Source organism: Haemophilus haemolyticus (assembly GCF_003352385.1).
In the GTDB taxonomy this organism is placed as follows: domain Bacteria; phylum Pseudomonadota; class Gammaproteobacteria; order Enterobacterales; family Pasteurellaceae; genus Haemophilus; species Haemophilus haemolyticus_I.
Genome location: NZ_CP031243.1, coordinates 1,018,609 through 1,036,256, shown reverse-complemented (window position 1 = coordinate 1,036,256; position 17,648 = coordinate 1,018,609). Strand labels below are relative to the sequence as shown.

Here is a 17,648-nt window from a genome sequence, read left to right as displayed (position 1 = left end):
TGGCTAAGTAAGAATTATTCTAAAGTTGGAATCAAAGCGACTAAATGCTCAACTGCCTGCTGCTCATCTTCGCCTTCAGCAGAAATGGTTATCACCGTACCCTGTGTTAAACCTAGCGTTTGTAGCTTAAACAAACTTTTTGCACTTGCGCTCTTACCAGCAGATATCACTGTGATATCAGAAGAAAATGCTTTAGCTTCTTTCACAAATTGTGCTGCAGGACGAGTGTGTAAACCGTTTGGCGCGGTGATTTCAACATCTTTTGAGTACATAATGCTACCTCTCTACTAAATAATAGTTAAAAAAATACAAAGATAAAATTCGCCTTAGTATCCTTGTTCAAAAACAAATAATCAAGAATAAACACTAAAAAAATTGAATTAGATCATAAAAAAAAGCAGGATTTGCTTATTTATCATCCAGCTTGCGCAATCGTTAAACTGCTGAAAAATGACGTTGTGATTTTGTTTCACTTAAACTTTCAATTAATCGGTGATAATTATCATAACGAACAGGCGAAATTTTCCCTTGCTCCACTGCTTCACGCAACGCACACCCTGGATCGCTCAAATGTTTACAATCACGGAATTTACAGGTTCCCAAAACATATTGAAATTCTCGATACCCTTTTGTGATTTGCTCCGCATCTAAATGCCAAAGCCCAAATTCTCTAATTCCTGGCGAATCAATTAAATTACCGCCTTGTGGCAAATGATAAAGACGCGATGATGTCGTGGTATGTTGCCCTAGCCCTGATGTTTCACTCACGTCCCCTACTTGAGCGTTTACGGTAGGCAAAATATGATTAATTAAACTTGATTTACCGACACCAGATTGCCCAACAAAAATCGCCGTGCCTTGTGCCAAAAGTGCGGTTAATTTTTCCATATTTTCACCGCTCTTTGCTGAAATCATTAAAATCTCATAGCCAATATCTTGGTAAATTTTAAGTTGTTCTTCAATTTCTTGACGCTGTTCCTGCGTCAATAAATCCACTTTATTCAAAACAATGAGAGGCGTAATTCCCGCGATTTCACACACAACAAGATAACGATCGATAATATTTAAGGAAAGCGTTGGCAACACCGCTGATACAATAATAATACGATCAATATTCGCCGCAATGGGTTTCAAACCATCATAATAATCAGGACGGGAAATTTCATTTTCTCGGGGATGGATCGCCTCAATCACACCGCTCACACCTTGTAATTGTTCATTGCCTTTACGCCAAACGACTTTATCTCCCACCACCAAACTCGACAAAGTACGGCGCAAATTACAACGATAAATTTCGCCTTGTTCATTTTCGACATCAGCATGAATCGAATAACGCGTGACCACAACACCTTCTTGTGATTCTCCAAGCATTTCATCTGACCATTCAATCTCTTTTTTCTTATGGCGATGTAATGTTTTCGCATTATTCGATTGAATTCTTCTGGTTTGGTTTTGAGTTAATTTACGTTTAGCCATAAAAGTGCGGTCGTTTTTTCCCTTGTTTTTGGTAAAATGAAAAAAATTTTGCATAGGATACCTGATATTATGCCATTCGATAAACAAAATCTTATTTGGATTGATTTAGAAATGACCGGTTTAGATCCGGAAAAAGAACGTATTATTGAAATTGCGACTATTGTGACAGATAAAAATTTGAATATTTTGGCAGAGGGCCCTGTATTAGCCGTTCATCAGTCTGATGAATTACTCAATAAAATGAATGATTGGTGCCAAAAAACACATAGTGAAAACGGCTTAATTGAACGCGTAAAAGCCAGCAAACTTACCGAACGTGCAGCAGAATTACAAACCTTAGACTTTTTAAAAAAATGGGTGCCAAAAGGTTCGTCGCCAATTTGCGGTAATAGTATTGCCCAAGATAAACGCTTTTTAGTGAAATATATGCCTGATTTAGCCGATTATTTTCATTATCGCCATTTAGACGTGAGCACATTAAAAGAACTTGCTGCACGTTGGAAACCTGAAATTTTAGAAGGCTTTAAAAAAGAGAATACGCATTTGGCGCTAGATGACATTCGAGAATCGATTAAAGAGCTAGCTTATTATCGCGAACATTTCATGAAATTAGATTGACGAAAACTTCAACAAAAAATTTCTTTTTATGAAATTGCCCTTGCAAGCCCTAAAAATATTTGTATAATGCGACCTCATTCACTGATGTGAACTGCGGGAATAGCTCAGTTGGTAGAGCACAACCTTGCCAAGGTTGGGGTCGCGAGTTCGAGCCTCGTTTCCCGCTCCAATTTCACATTATAAAAGTATTATTGCGGGAATAGCTCAGTTGGTAGAGCACGACCTTGCCAAGGTCGGGGTCGCGAGTTCGAGCCTCGTTTCCCGCTCCAAATTTCAATCCCTAGCCAAAAGGCTGGGGATTTTTTCTATCTACAAAACATATCGACCAAACTCTAAAGTGCAGTGAATTTTCTCAAAAAATAAAGGCTTGTAATTTAATAACACAAGCCTTTATTTTTATGCTTTCTTCAATCGTTTTGCGCGACGTTTCATTCTTCTTACCCAACGGGTAATTCGCCATGCACGCGTAATTGAATACACATAAAGGAAAAATAAAATGAAAAAGCCGACAAACATCGCCCACTCATTCACATAATAAACTTCCCCTAAAATACCGATAGTTGCACACACTGCCGAAACAAACGTAATCAATAAAAAGGCTTGTCTTGATGTTAAACCCGCTCTCACCATTAAATGATGAACGTGTAAACGATCTGGACGGAATGGGCTTTTACCTTTACGTACACGGCGATAAATAATCGCAACCATATCAATCAAAGGAATCGCAATAATCCAAAGTGCGGTTACTGGATTCATAGGATGCCCTTTTCCTTGCGTACTCAATAACAAAATCCAAATAATGGTAAAACCAATTAATGTACTCCCCGCATCCCCCATAAACACCTTATATTTCGATCCAAATGGAATCCCTAGGTTTAGCATCAAATAAGGTAAAATCGACACGATTAAAGCAAAACTCCAATGTGCCATATCCATTTGCCCATCTCGATACATCAAAAAACCAATCGCGGCAAAAGAAACGCAAGAAAGCCCACCGAGCAATCCATCAATACCATCAATCATATTAAAGGCATTAATAATCGCGATAGTGGCAAAGACGGTAATAATCAAACCAATTGAACCAAGCGTTAACTGGAAAGGCCCTAAAATTTGACCAAGATGATCAAGATAAACATTCCCAAGATCAATCATTAAAATCGCCAGAATTGCTTGAATCCCCGCTCTTAAGAAAGGACTGATATCAAAGCGATCATCTAAAATCCCTATCGCCAATAAAACAAAAATACTGAACAAATAGAGATACGGTAATCGAAGTTGCTCCCATTCCATCAGGTAATAGCAAAGATTTCCAACAAAAAGCGACACGCCACCAATTAACGGAATTGCGCCTTGATGACGTTTACGATAGTTTGGTTTATCAACTAATCCAATCCAATTAGCAACTGGTCGCATCACAATCAATGTTAAAAACGCGCCAAGAAAAGTAACAAAAATACTCAACATAATGTGATCCTAAAAATTTTTTGTAAAGGATAACATAAGGCAAATTTACCTAGAAATATATTTTTCAAGAACCACAATTTTTCACGTCAACACCCGTATTTTTATAAAAAATGCGGTCCAAATTGACCGCACTTTTACTCCTATCCTTTATTTTACCAGTGGTATCCTACACTACCACCCGCATTCACATCACTTCGACTATTGACACTCACCCCCAATTTAACCTCAATTTTGTTATTGGTTAAACGTCTGCCATAACCGACCGCTAACGCGTGTTCTCCTTTATAAGTGCCTACTGCCACAGAAACCGCAGACTCCCCAGCAAAATTTCCTCCTTGCAAGAAAGCAATCGCTGTTGCCCCCGCAATCCCTGCCCGCAAATCTTTGTTCATTTTTTGCATATTGCGATCGAGTTGTTGAATGGATTGCTGATCTTTGCGGATTTGCGCTTTCAAGCTATCGTGTTCCGTACGAAGCTGTTGTAACTCAGCTTTACTCGCTCCTCCCCCTAACACCTCAGCAAATTCAGCTTCGGATTTTCCATGGTTAGCAGGCAGTTCTTTCCAACTTTCATAAGCTGATTTTCCTTGATCGCCTTTCTCGCCTTTAGGACCTCTTTCTCCTTGATTGCCTTGAGGACCTTGTTCGCCTTTAGGACCGCTTTCTCCTTGCTCGCCTTTTTCGCCTTTTAACGTTGCATCATTTTGAATTTTTTCACGATCTAAACCGACAAAAAGAACCTGTTTTCCGTCTACATCTTTCTTCTCAACTTTTAAGCCGTCACCAAAACTAAAACTCAAGTTATTTAATGCAAAGCCATCAAGAGCAGTTCCCAATTTGAATGCATTATTTATCATTCCACCACCATTATAAATAGAAACTGGTAATGTCGCCAAAGTCTTTAATTGAGCTACGTTCACTGCATCGGTGTCTTCTGTACCTGCTGCAACACCAATAATTTGGCGAGTAATGCCTTTTTTATCATTTCCAATAGAAAGCGATCCAGCAGTGCCTTGCCATACAGAAACGATTTTATTGCGTTCCTCTTTTTTAGCTAATAATGCTTGTTTTTTAGTCTCTAACTCTGTCTCTTTTGCCGCAATTTCATCACTTAATTTATCAGACTGAACATTTGTTTCGGCTAATAAAGCGGTATTTTTTTCATTAAGCCTTGTTAATTCTTCTTCGGCTGCGGTTTTTTCATTTTCAACCTTAGTGATCTCGTCTTGTTTCGGACTAGACTGTGCTTTAAGTGCAGTCAGTTGAGTTGTTAATTCGTTCACTTTTTCCTGTTGTTTTTTCAAATTAAACTCAACATCTCGCTGTTCAACCAATTTATAGTATGCTTTCTCTGTGTCATTAAAGTCAGTTTCTAATGGCGTGATCGCTGTAGTTAATTGATCATATTCTGTTTTCATTGTTCCCAGCAATTGACCATTCGCTATCTTATTTTCACTATTTGTATGTTTTGTATTTTTTTCGCTAAAATCATAGCCAATAGCACCTATTCCACGCTCATTAAATGAGTTTGAACCTAATGCGATGCCAGATTCAGTTTGAACTGTTGAGTTATCACCCAACGCAATAGAACTTTCTGAACGAGCAGAAGAATAATAACCTAGCGCGATAGCATTATTTTTATAAGCAATTGCTTGCTTACCTAAGGCATTAGAAAAATGTCCTCTAGCTTCTGCGGCAATACCAAGCGCCATTGAGTTTGTAGCTGAAGCTTCAGCTGTTCCCCCGATCGCTAATGTTTGATATCCAAGTGCTTTTGCTGAATTACCAATTGCAACTGAAGAAAAATATTTCCTAGTTGGCTCAACATTCATCTGAGCATAATCTTTTGCTACTGCACGAGTCGATCCCGGTGTACCTGTTTCACTTTGATCAGAATCAATAATCGTGCCTCTTCCATCAATATATGCATTTGAATTTGCTTTTTTAGATTTACCCACATAAGCACTAACACCTAATGCAATAGAAGAATTTGCATAATCAGTGATCTCAGATTCAGTCCCTGCAACTAAGCTATTTTTGCTATTTATTTTATTTTTACTCCCAATCGCAACTGAGGCTTGACCATTTGCACTTGACTCAAAGCCGAACGCTAAAGTTTGCACGCCTAATGCTTTCGATAAAGTGCCAAGTGCAATAGTATGTTCTTCAGCCGATTGGGCATGAGTCCCAATACTAATACCGTTTGTTGCCGACAAAGAGGAATTAGAATTTGTACCAATACTAATCGCACTATTACCAAGTGATTTAGCTCCCGCACCTAATGCAATACCATTGTTTCCCGAGGCATTAGTAAGTACACCCAATGCAATACTATTTCCCCCCAATGCTTTAGTATATGCACCAATTGCTAGTGAATAATTTGCATTTGAAACCGCATTCCAGCCTATCGCTACTCCTCCAGTATTCTTAGAATTTGCACTTTTACCTAGTGCAACAGAATAAGTACCAGTAGCACCACTATTATTATAATTTGTATCAGAAGAATCTATATTCACACTTACACCGTGAATTTGTTTAATTTTAAGGGTGCTAATTTCTTGTTTTAGAGTTGTAATTTCTTGTTTTAACTGTTCAATTTCAGGATCAGCCGCAAAACTATTTGTTGAAAATAAGAAAAGAGAAGAAAATGTTAAGACAGGCAGGCAGGCAGGCAGGCAGGCAGGCAGGCAGGCAGGCAGGCAGGCAGGCAGGCAGATGATGCATCAGAAACTTGTTGCTTGCAACGTCTTGATTTAGATTTTCCTTTTGCTAATTCAGATACAACTTGGAACATTTGCAAACCTGCGTTCCACACGACTTTATAAATATTATTCATATATACCTCTATATTTAAGATAAGATTTATTTATAAGAGAGTAAGATATAACACTTCCCCTCCCATAAACCCAAAATCAGACTAACTATGCCATACATCAAAAAATAAGTAAAATTTATTTAGAAAAATACGGAGAATAGCTTTTATATTTTACAAATTAGAAATTTTGTTAATGTGGTAAAACTCTTAAGCTTCATAGCTGAAATAATTAATATATTGGTGCAATAGTAGTTATATGCCTCATTTAACTTATTAATAGAATATAGATATTTACCTAATTTGCTGAATAATAACACTGTTCAGTTTTTCCCTTTCCTCTCTTGCAAGAGCTTGCCCAAATTGGTTCGTCAAAATAAAAAAGTCCTCGGCTTTCTCGCCCACTGTGGTAATTTTCGCATTCAACAAATTGAGATTTAGCTCACTGAAGATTTGGCTCACTTGGGCTAATAACCCCGGTTTATCCAACGCAACCAGTTCCATTTCAGTATGCTCTTTTTTGTTTTCATGTAAAAAACGCACGTCGGTTTGTAGAGTGAAATGTTGAAGTTGACGGTTCGGCGTAATAGAAAGTGCGGGTAATTTTTCGCTTTGAAGGGCTAATGTTAGGGCTTGCTCTAGTTCTCGGCGACGATCAAATTCCACTAATTCACCATTAAGTTCCGTGATGATAAAGCTATCAAAAACATAACCATCTTGTGTCGTAATAATCTGCGCATCATGGATACTGAATTTTTTTGCGCCTATGGTACTCACGACTTTATTAAATAAGTGCGGTTGATCTTGGCAATAAATAAATACTTCCGTGCCGCCAAGTGAAAATCGATTACTAATTTTCACTAATAATGCTTCAGCGAAATCCACCAGCAAACTTGTATGCCACGCGATTTGTTTTGGCGTATTACGTACAAAATAATCTTCAGGACAACGATCCCATAATTGCTCAATCGAGATTGGTGCAATATCTAAATAATCCTGCGTTAAAATTTGTTGTGCAAGTTTTCGGTTTTCTTCCGATTTTTCAGAGTAATCAAGTAATTCTTTCATGCCTTGTGCAAATTGCTGTTCGGTAAATTCATATAAAGAGGCAAAAAGCGAACGTTTCCAGCTATTCCATAAATTGCTGTTGGTTGCACAAATATCCGCTACCGTTAAACAGGTGAGATAATCTAGCCGAACTTGATTTTGCACGGCTTCAGCAAAATTCATGACGACTTCAGGATCATGAATATCACGGCGTTGCGCAGTAATTGACATCAGCAAATGAGATTGAACTAACCAAACAAGGGTATCAATTTCTCGGCGATCTAAACCATGTAATTGTGCAAAGTCGGCAACATCCACAGCACCAAGTTCTGCGTGATCACCGCCCCGCCCTTTTGCAATATCGTGGAACAATGCCGCAATATAAAGCAAAGTGCGGTCAGAAAGTTGGCTAAAAATTCGATGGGCAATCGGATGTTCTTGCGCACTTTCCTGTGACAGAAAACTTTCCAATTTTAACATCACGCGCAATGTATGCTCATCCACCGTATAAATATGGAATAAATCAAATTGCATTAATCCCTCAATGGCTTGCCATCGGGAAAGATACGCAGTTAATACGCCATATTGGTGCATCGGCATAAACGCACGCTTAATCGCATTAGATTGATTAAACAAACGTAGAAATTTTTCTCTAGCTGCAGGAATTTCACATAATTTTTGTGGTAATTGATCCAAGGAAATTTGTAATTGACGCAAAGTATCAGAATGAATTTTAGCCTGGTCGTACTGCGTTAAATAAAAGAATAGATCTAAAATTCGTTCTGGTTTTTCTTGAAAAACAAGGCTATTACGTAAACACAAGCATTGGTTAATCAGTTGAAAATCATCGTCTAACTGATGAATCACGCTGTCCTGATTTGATGAAAGCACATTTTCTCGATAATGCTGAATCAGCAAATTACTAATGAGCGAAATTCGGTGCAATGCTTGAAAAAAACATTTCATCATTTTTTCCACAGCTTGATTTCCTTCACCTCGAAAACCCAACAATTCACTGACTTTAATTTGGCGATCAAACAACAGACGATTATCGTAACGTTTCAAAATCAAATGCAAAGCGAACCGCACTTTAAATAAAAATGCACGACTTTCTTGTAGTTGCTGATATTCTTGAGGATAAATAAAACCGCTTTGTAAAATGGCCTCAAGGGTCAACGCCCCCGAATGGCGCAACGCCACCCAATACAACAAATGCAAATCACGCAAACCACCCGGGCTGTACTTAATATCTGGCTCAAGGTTATAAGCCGTATTGTGATAACGCTGATAACGTTCTATTTGCTCTTGCACTTTGGCGTTAAAAAAATCTTCTTTCGACCAAAAATCAGCATTTTTTACCAATTCATTTAGCGCATCAAAGTGCGGTCGATCTCCAGTAAGAAATCTAGCTTCTAATAAATTGGTGGCAATCGTAATATCTTGTTTTCCTTCCGATTCACATTGTGCTAAGGTTCGAACACTATTTCCCACCTCAAAGCCACAATCCCATAAAAATTGGATAAATTGTGTAATCTTTTCTTCAATTTCTGGGCTAGGTATTTGCTTGACCAAAATTAAAAAATCGAGATCCGACAAAGGAAACATCTCACGCCGTCCATAACCACCCACCGCAATTAAAGCAATCCCCTGCAATTCACTTAATCCCATGTCCTGCCAAAGTTGAATCAATAAGGCATCATAAAAATTACTGCGATTTTCAATAAGCTCAAAAATGGAATAACGAGAAAAATTCTCTAGCTCAAATTGCTTGAGATTTTCTCGCTCAATTTTGACCGCACTTGGCGTTAAAGAAAAAGATAGTGTCGGAGAAAACAGCATGTTGATTGCCTTTTAGTGGTTCGAGGTAGCTTTATTATATATCCCTAAATCTGACAAAGGAAACATCTCACGCCGTCCATAACCGCCCACCGCAATTAAAGAAATGCCTTGCTGTTCACTTAATCCTCTTTCCTGCCAAAGTTGAATCAATAAGGCATCATAAAAATCACAGCGATTTTCAATAAGCTCAAAAATGGAATAACGAGAAAAATTCTCGAGCTCAAATTGCTTGAGATTTTCTCGCTCAATTTTGACCGCACTTGGCGTTAAAGGAGAAGATAGTGTCGGAGAAAACAGCATGTTGATTGCCTTTTAGTGGTTCTAAGTGGTTTTATTATATATCCCGCGTGGGCTTACGCCCACCCTACAATTTTAAGGGAAATCAAATGACAGACGTAATATGGGTGTAAACCCGTGCGTTAAAACGTAATGCTCGTGTTATAAATATTTTCCTATATTTTCAACTTGGGCTTACGCCCACCCTACAATTTTAAGGAAAATCAAATGGCAGACGTAGGGTGGGCGTAAGCCCACGCGTTAAAATCTTAATACCTGTGTTATAATATTTTCCTATATTTCCTACAAAACCTCCCCCACCTTAGGGGTATATAAAATATATAAGGAACTTGATATGTCACGGTATCGACGCATGAAAGTTGAAAATGGTATGTATTTTATCACAGCGGTTTTGCAAAATCGTAAAGCTAATTATTTAATCCGCTATATTGATGAATTTCGTGCAGCTTATAAAGAAACACAATCACATTGCCCATTTGAAACTATCGCTCTCTGTATTTTGCCCAATCATTTTCATTTGATTATGCAACTACCTGAAAATGATATGAATTTTTCTAAACGAATACGTTTATTAAAATTAAATTTTACAAAACGTTTACCCTTAGAATGTCGCCAACCAACAGCAAGTCATATCAAACGCAGAGAAGCTGGTATTTGGCAACGCCGTTTTTGGGAACATTTAATTCGTGATGATCAAGATTTAGTAAATCATTGGGATTATATTTACTACAATCCTGTAAAACACGGTTATGTGCAAGCTGTGAAAGATTGGGCGTATTCATCCTTTCATCGTGATGTTAAAAGAGATATTTTTCCCGAAGATTGGGGTGGTCATCCTGAGTTGATGATTAAGGGAGAAATATAATAATTTAGCCCAGCCTATAATATAGAACACCACGTGGGCTTACGCCCACCCTACAAAACCTATGCTACCCCACAAGACCTAAGGCACCTTATAAAATTCATAGAATTCTTATTAATAAAAAAGGGCGTATATCTACGCCCTTATCTTATAATTTTATGCGATTACACATTCACCATAATCCGTGAGATTCGACCTTCTGCAATTTCTTCATCGCGGATAGTCATCACTTCACAACCAGTTTCGGTGACAACAAGTTGATGTTCGTATTGTGCTGAATGGCTGCGATCTTTGGTTTTTACTGTCCAACCATCTCCCATCACGCGCACTTCTTTTTTGCCCGCGTTAATCATTGGTTCAATGGTAAACACCATTCCGGATTTTAAAATCACACCGCCATCATCTGCGTAATAATGCAATACTTGAGGTTCGCAGTGAAACTCTGTACCGACACCATGTCCGCAATATTCACGCACAACACTGAAAGTTTGGCTTTCTGTATATTTTTGCACAGCTTTACCTACTTCATTTAAACGAATACCCGGTTTTACTGTGCGCAATCCCACGTATAGGGCTTCTTGTGCCGCTTCCACTAATTTTTTACTACGAATATTCGTTTCTCCGCCCACGATATACATTTTTGAGTTATCACCAAAATAACCGTCTTTAATCACCGTGACATCAATATTCACAATATCGCCATTTTTAAGCACTTTATCGTCACTTGGAATACCGTGACAGACAACTTCGTTAATGGAAATACAGGTAGCCTTTGGGAAACCGTGATAATTCAAACACGCAGGGATAACCTTTTGTTCATTCACCATATATTCATGGCAAATTCGATCAAGTTCACCTGTAGTTACACCTGCTTTTACGTAAGGTTCAATCATCACCAGCACATCCGAAGCCAATTTGCAGGCCTCACGTAGTTTTACAATTTCTTTTTCTGTTCTAATTGGAATAGCCATTTTATTTCACCTTTTTTGAAAAAAATTTTGCCAGATTATAGCACGATTTCTAGGAAAAAACTGGATTACACTTGAATGGAGTAAATGGTTATTAGATAATAACGAAATTCAAATTTTCGGGAAGCGGGAAATAATTATGACAGATAACATTGCAGTACCATTGACATTTACTGATGCAGCAGCGAATAAAGTAAAAAGTTTAATCAGCGAAGAAGAAAATACTAATTTGAAATTGCGCGTGTATATCACGGGTGGTGGCTGTAGCGGTTTCCAATATGGTTTTACTTTTGATGAAAAGGTGAATGAAGGCGATTTAACGATTGAAAAATCAGGGGTTCAACTTGTGATTGACCCAATGAGTTTACAGTATTTAATCGGTGGTACCGTCGATTACACTGAAGGTTTAGAAGGCTCACGCTTTACTGTAAATAATCCAAATGCTACCAGCACTTGTGGCTGTGGTTCATCCTTTAGTATCTAAGATGGATTTTCAATTTACACATTATCAAGGCAATGTATCCGTAAAATGTTCGATGGAACACATTGCTCTTGCTAACTGGTTCAATACAGAAGTGCGGTCAAATCCAAAGGCGATTTTGACCGCACTTTCTACTGCGCAATCCCTCTCTGAAAATCAAGAAGAGATCTTAATCGGCGCAGAATATACATTGTTTTTAGATGCTGATGAAGTAATGGTACGAGCGAATAATCTCGCCATTGAAACAGATGAAATTTTGGAAGACGATTTTCATTATTATGATGAAGAAAGCATTGCTTTTTGTGGCACGCAAGATTTTATCCATTTCCTCGAAGCTTATGTTGATTTTATCTCTTAACCGACTATGACCACCGAAAACGTTCAAAAAAATCCCGAAGAAAAAACACCAAAAAAATGCCGTTCTTTCAAAAGTTTTCTATTCAAAGTCGCGTTTACTGGTGCGGTATTAATCGTATTTTATGGCGGATATTTAGATTGGCAAATCCGTTCGAAAATGGACGGGCAAATTTGGCGTTTGCCCGCTGAAGTGTATAGCCGTATTGAAAGCGTGAAGATTTCAGATAATCTCGCTTTTGATGAAGTGATTCAAATTTTATTAGATAACGAATATCGCCAAACGACCATGGTAGCTGCACCAGGCGATTTCAAATTAGAAGATGATACCATTGTGGTTCTTCGTCGAGCTTTCCCTTTCCCTGATAAACCAGAACCACAACGAGTTTTACGTTTACGTTTTGTCGATAACAAACTTAATCGAATTGAAGATCTCGTTGCCGTAAAAGCAATCGATGAGTTTCGCCTTGCGCCAAAATTGATTGCGATGTTGGAATCTGATAATGAAGATCGCCTTGCAATTCCTTTACAAAATTATCCGCGCTTATTGATTGATGCCCTAATTTTAACGGAAGATCGCCGTTTTTATGATCATCACGGCATAAATCCAGTGGGGATTATACGAGCATTAATTACCAATATTCGTGCGGGACAAACCGTACAAGGCGGTAGTACGCTCACTCAGCAACTAGTGAAAAATTTATTTTTATCAAGCGAACGTACGATTACCCGTAAAGCGAACGAAGCCTTGATGTCATTGGTGTTAGATTGGCGTTATGATAAAAATCGTATTCTCGAAACCTATCTCAATGAAATTTATCTCGGACAAAATGGCGATACGCAAATTCACGGTTTTGAATTAGCCAGCCAATTCTATTTTGGTCGTTCGATTCGTGAAATTAGCTTAGATCAAATTGCACTTTTAGTCGGTATGGTCAAAGGTCCTTCACTTTATAATCCTTGGCGTAATCCTCAAAATGCCTTAGAACGTCGTAATGTTGTTTTAAAGCTCATGCTTGAACATAAAATGATCGGTGATGAACTTTACCAATTATTAAGCCAACGACCTTTAGGTGTTCAACAAAAAGGACAAATATCCCGTAAATATCCGTCATTTATTCAAACTTTACAGGCGGATTTACGTCGTGAATTAGGCGAGCATAAAATCTCCAGTTTACTTGGCGCACGGATTTTCACCACAATGGATTTAAAACAACAAGCCCAAGCAGAAAATGCAGTAGTGAATACAGTTTCACAACTACAACTGAAAACGAAAAATCCATATTTAGAAGGCGCCATGATTGTTGCGGATTACCGCGTGGGTGAAATTCGTGCGGTAGTGGGCGGTTTGCAAACGCAATATGCAGGCTTTAATCGTGCATTAATGGCAAAACGTCAAATTGGTTCTTTAGTAAAACCATCAATTTATTTGACCGCACTTTCGAATCCAGAACAGTTCCGTTTAAATACCCCAATTAATAATCAGCCAATTACAATTAATGTCAAAGGTAGCCCGCCGTGGCAGCCGCGCAACTATGACAAAAAATATAGTGGTTCAGTGATGTTAATGGATGCCTTAGCACGTTCTTTAAATATTCCGACTGTGAATATTGGGATGAAAGTCGGCTTGAGCAAAGTCATTGATACACAAAAAGCGATGGGATGGGATAATGTGGAAATTCCAAAAGTGCCCGCTATGTTACTCGGCGCTTATACCATCTCACCTTATGATGTAACTAAACTTTATCAAACTATTGCGAATCAAGGTGGGCGGATTGAACTCACAACCGTCGATACCATTGCGGATCGTCAAGGAAATATCATTTATCAACATGATAAAACCGCAAAACAAGTGGTCCCACAAGAAGCAGCATTCCAAACGTTATTTGCGATGCAACAAACTGTTGAACGGGGTACAGCTCGTAGCTTAAAAAATGATTATGCAGATTTACGTTTAGCCGGTAAAACAGGGACAACAAATGATGCGCGTGATACTTGGTTTGTGGGGATCGATGGAAAAAATATCAGCACAGTTTGGCTTGGTCGCGATGATAATGGCGAAACAAAACTTACTGGTGCATCAGGCGCATTACAGATTTATAAAGATTATTTAAGCCATACTTATATTGAAAAATTGAAGCTAAATAAACCCGCGAATATGAAATGGGTTGGTATTACCCAACATGGTAGCTGGGATTGTGACAGCAATCGAGTGATCCCAGTTTGGGTGTATAATGGACAAAATTTCTGCGGAGGCACACCAAATGCTTCTCCATCGCCAGCTACTCCACCAGCTGAAACAGAAATCGCCCCTCGACAAGAAAGTGTCTGGGATGTATTGGATAACCCAAATCCACCCGCTCAATAATTAATCTCAGTATATTTCTAATGATAAGCAAATATTTTGAAGCGAAAAAACTACACTTCCCCTGAAATTTCAGGGGATTTTTTTATTTCTTTAAAAAATAGCAAACGTTTGCTTTAAAAGTGCGGTACAATACGCGCCAGTTTTTACTTTCATACAGGTGCAAAACGATGACACAACAACTCCCTATTTTAAGTCTAAAAAAAATCTATTCAGGTAAAGTACGCGATCTCTATGAAATCGATGATAAACGCATGCTAATGGTTGCTTCTGACCGCCTATCTGCATTTGATGTTATTTTAGATGATCCTATTCCACGAAAAGGAGAAATTCTGACTCAAATTTCTAATTTTTGGTTTAACAAACTTGCTCATATTATGCCGAATCATTTCACTGGCGAGAGTGTTTATGATGTGTTGCCAAAAGAAGAAGCTGATTTAGTCAAAGATCGCGCTGTAGTGTGTAAACGTTTGAATCCCATTAAAATTGAATCTATCGTACGTGGCTATTTAACTGGCAGTGGTTTAAAAGATTACAAACAAACTGGTACCATCTGCGGATTAAAATTACCTGAAGGCTTAGTTGAAGCCAGTAAATTACCCGAAGCTATTTTCACGCCATCAAGCAAAGAAGAAGTTGGCAACCACGATATAAATATCAGCTATGCAGAGTGCGAAAAACTTATCGGGGCAGATTTAGCCGCACAAGTAAAAGAAAAAGCTATTGCACTTTATACCACGGCTGCAGAATATGCACTGACTAAAGGCATTATTATTTGCGACACAAAATTTGAATTTGGTTTAGATGAAAACGGCACACTCACTTTAATGGACGAAGTATTAACGCCAGATTCTAGCCGTTTTTGGTCTATCGATACTTATCAAGAAGGGATTAATCCTCCATCATTCGATAAACAATTTGTACGCGATTGGCTAGAAAATAGCGGCTGGAATAAACAAGCTCCCGCACCAAAAGTGCCAGAAAATATTATTCAGAAAACTGTTGATAAATATCAGGAAGCACTGGATTTATTAACAAAATAAAGATTAAAATCCCTGCTCTTTACAGCAGGGATTTTTATGCATGATGACAAATAAAGATTTTTAGCTTCAATGCATAAAATACTAGACAAACATAAAAAGTGCGGTTATATTTAAATGACTTTTTATTCAAATAAAATGATTAATTATTCAACCCAATTTATAAACAAGGAAAAGATATGTCAAATACAATTCTACAACATTTACCTGAAGGGCAAAAAGTCGGTATCGCTTTCTCTGGAGGCTTAGACACCAGCGCGGCATTACTTTGGATGCGTCAAAAAGGTGCGGTGCCTTATGCCTACACTGCCAATTTAGGGCAACCCGATGAAGACGATTACAACGCAATCCCTAAAAAAGCGATGGCATATGGTGCAGAAAATGCTCGCTTAATTGATTGTCGTGCTCAACTTGCTCACGAAGGTATTGCAGCGATTCAATGTGGCGCATTCCATATTTCGACAGGCGGCATTCCTTACTTCAATACAACGCCTCTTGGTCGCGCAGTAACAGGCACAATGCTTGTTGCAGCAATGAAAGAAGATGATGTAAACATTTGGGGCGACGGCTCAACTTTCAAAGGTAATGATATTGAGCGTTTCTATCGTTATGGCTTATTAACAAACCCGAATTTAAAAATCTATAAACCTTGGTTAGATGCACTATTTATTGAAGAACTTGGCGGTCGTTTAGAAATGTCTCAATTCCTTATCGAAAATGGTTTTGACTACAAAATGTCCGTTGAAAAAGCCTATTCCACTGATTCCAATATGCTGGGTGCAACCCATGAAGCAAAAGACTTAGAGCAATTAAGCACTGGCATGAAAATTGTTAAACCAATTATGGGGGTCGCATTTTGGGATGACAATATAGAAATTAAACCTGAAACAGTGACAGTCACTTTTGAAGAAGGCGTCCCTGTCGCATTAAATGGTAAACGTTTTGATAATGCAGTTGATATTATTCTAGAAGCCAATCGTATTGGCGGACGTCACGGTTTAGGAATGTCAGACCAAATCGAAAATCGTATTATTGAAGCCAAATCTCGTGGTATTTATGAAGCACCAGGGATGGCATTATTGCATATTGCTTACGAACGTTTAGTCACAGGTATTCACAATGAAGATACCATCGAACAATATCGTATTAATGGCATCCGTTTAGGCCGTTTGTTATACCAAGGTCGTTGGTTTGATCCGCAAGCATTAATGCTGCGTGAAACAGCTCAACGTTGGGTGGCAAAAGCAATTACAGGCACAGTAACCCTTGAACTTCGTCGTGGTAACGACTTCACTATCTTAAATACCGAATCACCAAACTTAACCTACAAAGCAGAGCGTTTAAGTATGGAAAAAGTGGAAGATGCGCCATTTGATCCAATTGATCGTATCGGTCAATTAACTATGCGTAATTTAGATGTATCAGACACTCGAGGTAAACTTGGTATCTATGCACAAACAGGTTTATTAAGCGCAATTAAAGATTCCGTATTGCCACAATTAGGCAAGAAATAAGATAAAGTTCGGTGAAAACCAACCGCACTTTTCCGCTTATAAAAATGGCTACTTCATGTAGCCATTTTTTATTCACTCATCTTTTCTAATTCATCTTGAGAAAATGCTTGTAGCTTATGGATTTCATTTTTTGCTTTGTCAGAAAGCACTTTATTATCCTTTAGCATCTGTTCTGAACGCGCCATAATAAAACGTAAATAATCATAGTTTTGCGTTTTTTCAAATAAAGACTGTGCTTGATACATATCAGCAAAATCCTTATTTGCTTGGGTAAGCAACATCTTTTGCCCAACTAAAACAATTAGTGATAATGCCAATGCAATGACAGTGCCATAACCGTTCGTCGGATAATAAAGTAACCCACCTATAACAAATAATCCTGAAACCAGTCGAGAACTATTTTTAATATAAGTTTCACTCGGTGGTGCTTGGATAAGTTCAGATAATTTCATTCAAATTCACCATAAAAAAATAAGGGCGTTATCATCGCCCTTATTATTAACTTTCGCAA

At 38.2% G+C, this 17,648-nt stretch carries 16 protein-coding genes and 2 tRNA genes; 9 read left to right on the top strand and 9 right to left on the bottom strand.

The genetic code is table 11. The features are described 5' to 3' along the window. Positions 1–14: 14 nt before the first annotated feature. Together ptsH and rsgA are read right to left on the bottom strand one after the other, a co-directional pair. Complete coding sequence (gene ptsH, locus DV428_RS05150) at positions 15–272, bottom strand: phosphocarrier protein Hpr (RefSeq protein WP_114908913.1); 258 nt, start codon at positions 270–272, stop codon at positions 15–17. Between the two features lie 163 nt (positions 273–435). Continuing rightward, positions 436–1,476 (bottom strand): small ribosomal subunit biogenesis GTPase RsgA, encoded by a 1,041-nt coding sequence (gene rsgA, locus DV428_RS05145; protein WP_114909579.1) that lies wholly within the window; start codon positions 1,474–1,476, stop codon positions 436–438. A 69-nt stretch (positions 1,477–1,545) separates the two neighbouring features. On the opposite strand from rsgA, the gene orn reads away from it, so the two are divergent. From orn to DV428_RS05130, 3 genes are all read left to right on the top strand, one after another. Continuing rightward, positions 1,546–2,094: an oligoribonuclease gene (orn, locus tag DV428_RS05140; RefSeq protein WP_114908912.1), complete on the top strand. Its 549-nt coding sequence runs from the start codon at positions 1,546–1,548 to the stop codon at positions 2,092–2,094. A 93-nt stretch (positions 2,095–2,187) separates the two neighbouring features. After that, positions 2,188–2,263, top strand: a tRNA-Gly gene (locus tag DV428_RS05135). A 24-nt stretch (positions 2,264–2,287) separates the two neighbouring features. Further along, positions 2,288–2,363 (top strand) — tRNA-Gly (locus DV428_RS05130). A gap of 127 nt (positions 2,364–2,490) precedes the next feature. Here the strand turns inward: DV428_RS05130 and wecA are convergent. The 5 genes from wecA to DV428_RS05105 all read right to left on the bottom strand — a co-directional run bounded on the left by wecA (position 2,491) and on the right by DV428_RS05105 (position 9,556). Beyond that, the gene (wecA, locus tag DV428_RS05125) at positions 2,491–3,558 is read right to left on the bottom strand and encodes a UDP-N-acetylglucosamine--undecaprenyl-phosphate N-acetylglucosaminephosphotransferase (protein ID WP_114908911.1); all 1,068 of its coding nucleotides are present in this window, start codon (positions 3,556–3,558) and stop codon (positions 2,491–2,493) included. Between the two features lie 152 nt (positions 3,559–3,710). Continuing rightward, positions 3,711–6,074, bottom strand: a complete 2,364-nt coding sequence (locus DV428_RS05120; RefSeq protein ID WP_114908910.1) for a YadA-like family protein — start codon at positions 6,072–6,074, stop codon at positions 3,711–3,713. A gap of 134 nt (positions 6,075–6,208) precedes the next feature. After that, complete coding sequence (locus DV428_RS05115; RefSeq protein ID WP_114908909.1) at positions 6,209–6,394, bottom strand: ESPR domain-containing protein; 186 nt, start codon at positions 6,392–6,394, stop codon at positions 6,209–6,211. Positions 6,395–6,664: 270 nt separating this feature from the next. Further along, a complete protein-coding gene (gene glnD, locus DV428_RS05110; protein ID WP_114908908.1) occupies positions 6,665–9,256 on the bottom strand; it encodes a bifunctional uridylyltransferase/uridylyl-removing protein GlnD in 2,592 nt (863 codons plus the stop codon). Between the two features lie 12 nt (positions 9,257–9,268). Further along, the gene (locus DV428_RS05105; RefSeq protein ID WP_239993693.1) at positions 9,269–9,556 is read right to left on the bottom strand and encodes a hypothetical protein; all 288 of its coding nucleotides are present in this window, start codon (positions 9,554–9,556) and stop codon (positions 9,269–9,271) included. 331 nt (positions 9,557–9,887) lie between these two features. Here DV428_RS05105 and DV428_RS05100 point away from each other — a divergent pair, with 331 nt between their 5' ends. Further along, the gene (locus DV428_RS05100) at positions 9,888–10,418 is read left to right on the top strand and encodes an REP-associated tyrosine transposase (RefSeq protein WP_114908907.1); all 531 of its coding nucleotides are present in this window, start codon (positions 9,888–9,890) and stop codon (positions 10,416–10,418) included. A 161-nt stretch (positions 10,419–10,579) separates the two neighbouring features. Here the strand turns inward: DV428_RS05100 and map are convergent, their stop codons facing one another. Further along, positions 10,580–11,386 carry a type I methionyl aminopeptidase gene (map, locus tag DV428_RS05095; RefSeq protein ID WP_114908906.1) on the bottom strand — a complete coding sequence of 269 codons (807 nt, stop codon included), beginning with the start codon at positions 11,384–11,386 and terminating at the stop codon, positions 10,580–10,582. Between the two features lie 136 nt (positions 11,387–11,522). Here map and erpA point away from each other — a divergent pair, with 136 nt between their 5' ends. The 5 genes from erpA to argG all read left to right on the top strand — a co-directional run bounded on the left by erpA (position 11,523) and on the right by argG (position 17,137). Then, the gene (gene erpA, locus DV428_RS05090; protein WP_005632606.1) at positions 11,523–11,867 is read left to right on the top strand and encodes an iron-sulfur cluster insertion protein ErpA; all 345 of its coding nucleotides are present in this window, start codon (positions 11,523–11,525) and stop codon (positions 11,865–11,867) included. 1 nt (position 11,868) lies between these two features. Then, the gene (locus DV428_RS05085; RefSeq protein WP_032826506.1) at positions 11,869–12,222 is read left to right on the top strand and encodes a YacL family protein; all 354 of its coding nucleotides are present in this window, start codon (positions 11,869–11,871) and stop codon (positions 12,220–12,222) included. A 6-nt stretch (positions 12,223–12,228) separates the two neighbouring features. Beyond that, positions 12,229–14,586 (top strand): penicillin-binding protein 1B, encoded by a 2,358-nt coding sequence (gene mrcB, locus DV428_RS05080; protein WP_114908905.1) that lies wholly within the window; start codon positions 12,229–12,231, stop codon positions 14,584–14,586. A 167-nt stretch (positions 14,587–14,753) separates the two neighbouring features. Beyond that, positions 14,754–15,626, top strand: a complete 873-nt coding sequence (locus DV428_RS05075) for a phosphoribosylaminoimidazolesuccinocarboxamide synthase (RefSeq protein WP_114908904.1) — start codon at positions 14,754–14,756, stop codon at positions 15,624–15,626. 176 nt (positions 15,627–15,802) lie between these two features. Beyond that, positions 15,803–17,137: an argininosuccinate synthase gene (gene argG, locus DV428_RS05070; RefSeq protein WP_114908903.1), complete on the top strand. Its 1,335-nt coding sequence runs from the start codon at positions 15,803–15,805 to the stop codon at positions 17,135–17,137. 68 nt (positions 17,138–17,205) lie between these two features. Here the strand turns inward: argG and DV428_RS05065 are convergent, their stop codons facing one another. Beyond that, positions 17,206–17,589, bottom strand: a complete 384-nt coding sequence (locus DV428_RS05065) for a hypothetical protein (protein ID WP_114908902.1) — start codon at positions 17,587–17,589, stop codon at positions 17,206–17,208. Positions 17,590–17,648: the final 59 nt, after the last annotated feature.

Coding starts and splice junctions, on each gene's coding strand:
- ptsH (WP_114908913.1), bottom strand. CDS start 272: ATGTACTCAAAAGATGTTGAAATCACCGCGCCAAACGGTTTACACACT.
- rsgA (WP_114909579.1), bottom strand. CDS start 1,476: ATGGCTAAACGTAAATTAACTCAAAACCAAACCAGAAGAATTCAATCG.
- orn (WP_114908912.1), top strand. CDS start 1,546: ATGCCATTCGATAAACAAAATCTTATTTGGATTGATTTAGAAATGACC.
- wecA (WP_114908911.1), bottom strand. CDS start 3,558: ATGTTGAGTATTTTTGTTACTTTTCTTGGCGCGTTTTTAACATTGATT.
- DV428_RS05115 (WP_114908909.1), bottom strand. CDS start 6,394: ATGAATAATATTTATAAAGTCGTGTGGAACGCAGGTTTGCAAATGTTC.
- glnD (WP_114908908.1), bottom strand. CDS start 9,256: ATGCTGTTTTCTCCGACACTATCTTTTTCTTTAACGCCAAGTGCGGTC.
- DV428_RS05105 (WP_239993693.1), bottom strand. CDS start 9,556: ATGCTGTTTTCTCCGACACTATCTTCTCCTTTAACGCCAAGTGCGGTC.
- DV428_RS05100 (WP_114908907.1), top strand. CDS start 9,888: ATGTCACGGTATCGACGCATGAAAGTTGAAAATGGTATGTATTTTATC.
- map (WP_114908906.1), bottom strand. CDS start 11,386: ATGGCTATTCCAATTAGAACAGAAAAAGAAATTGTAAAACTACGTGAG.
- erpA (WP_005632606.1), top strand. CDS start 11,523: ATGACAGATAACATTGCAGTACCATTGACATTTACTGATGCAGCAGCG.
- DV428_RS05085 (WP_032826506.1), top strand. CDS start 11,869: ATGGATTTTCAATTTACACATTATCAAGGCAATGTATCCGTAAAATGT.
- mrcB (WP_114908905.1), top strand. CDS start 12,229: ATGACCACCGAAAACGTTCAAAAAAATCCCGAAGAAAAAACACCAAAA.
- DV428_RS05075 (WP_114908904.1), top strand. CDS start 14,754: ATGACACAACAACTCCCTATTTTAAGTCTAAAAAAAATCTATTCAGGT.
- argG (WP_114908903.1), top strand. CDS start 15,803: ATGTCAAATACAATTCTACAACATTTACCTGAAGGGCAAAAAGTCGGT.
- DV428_RS05065 (WP_114908902.1), bottom strand. CDS start 17,589: ATGAAATTATCTGAACTTATCCAAGCACCACCGAGTGAAACTTATATT.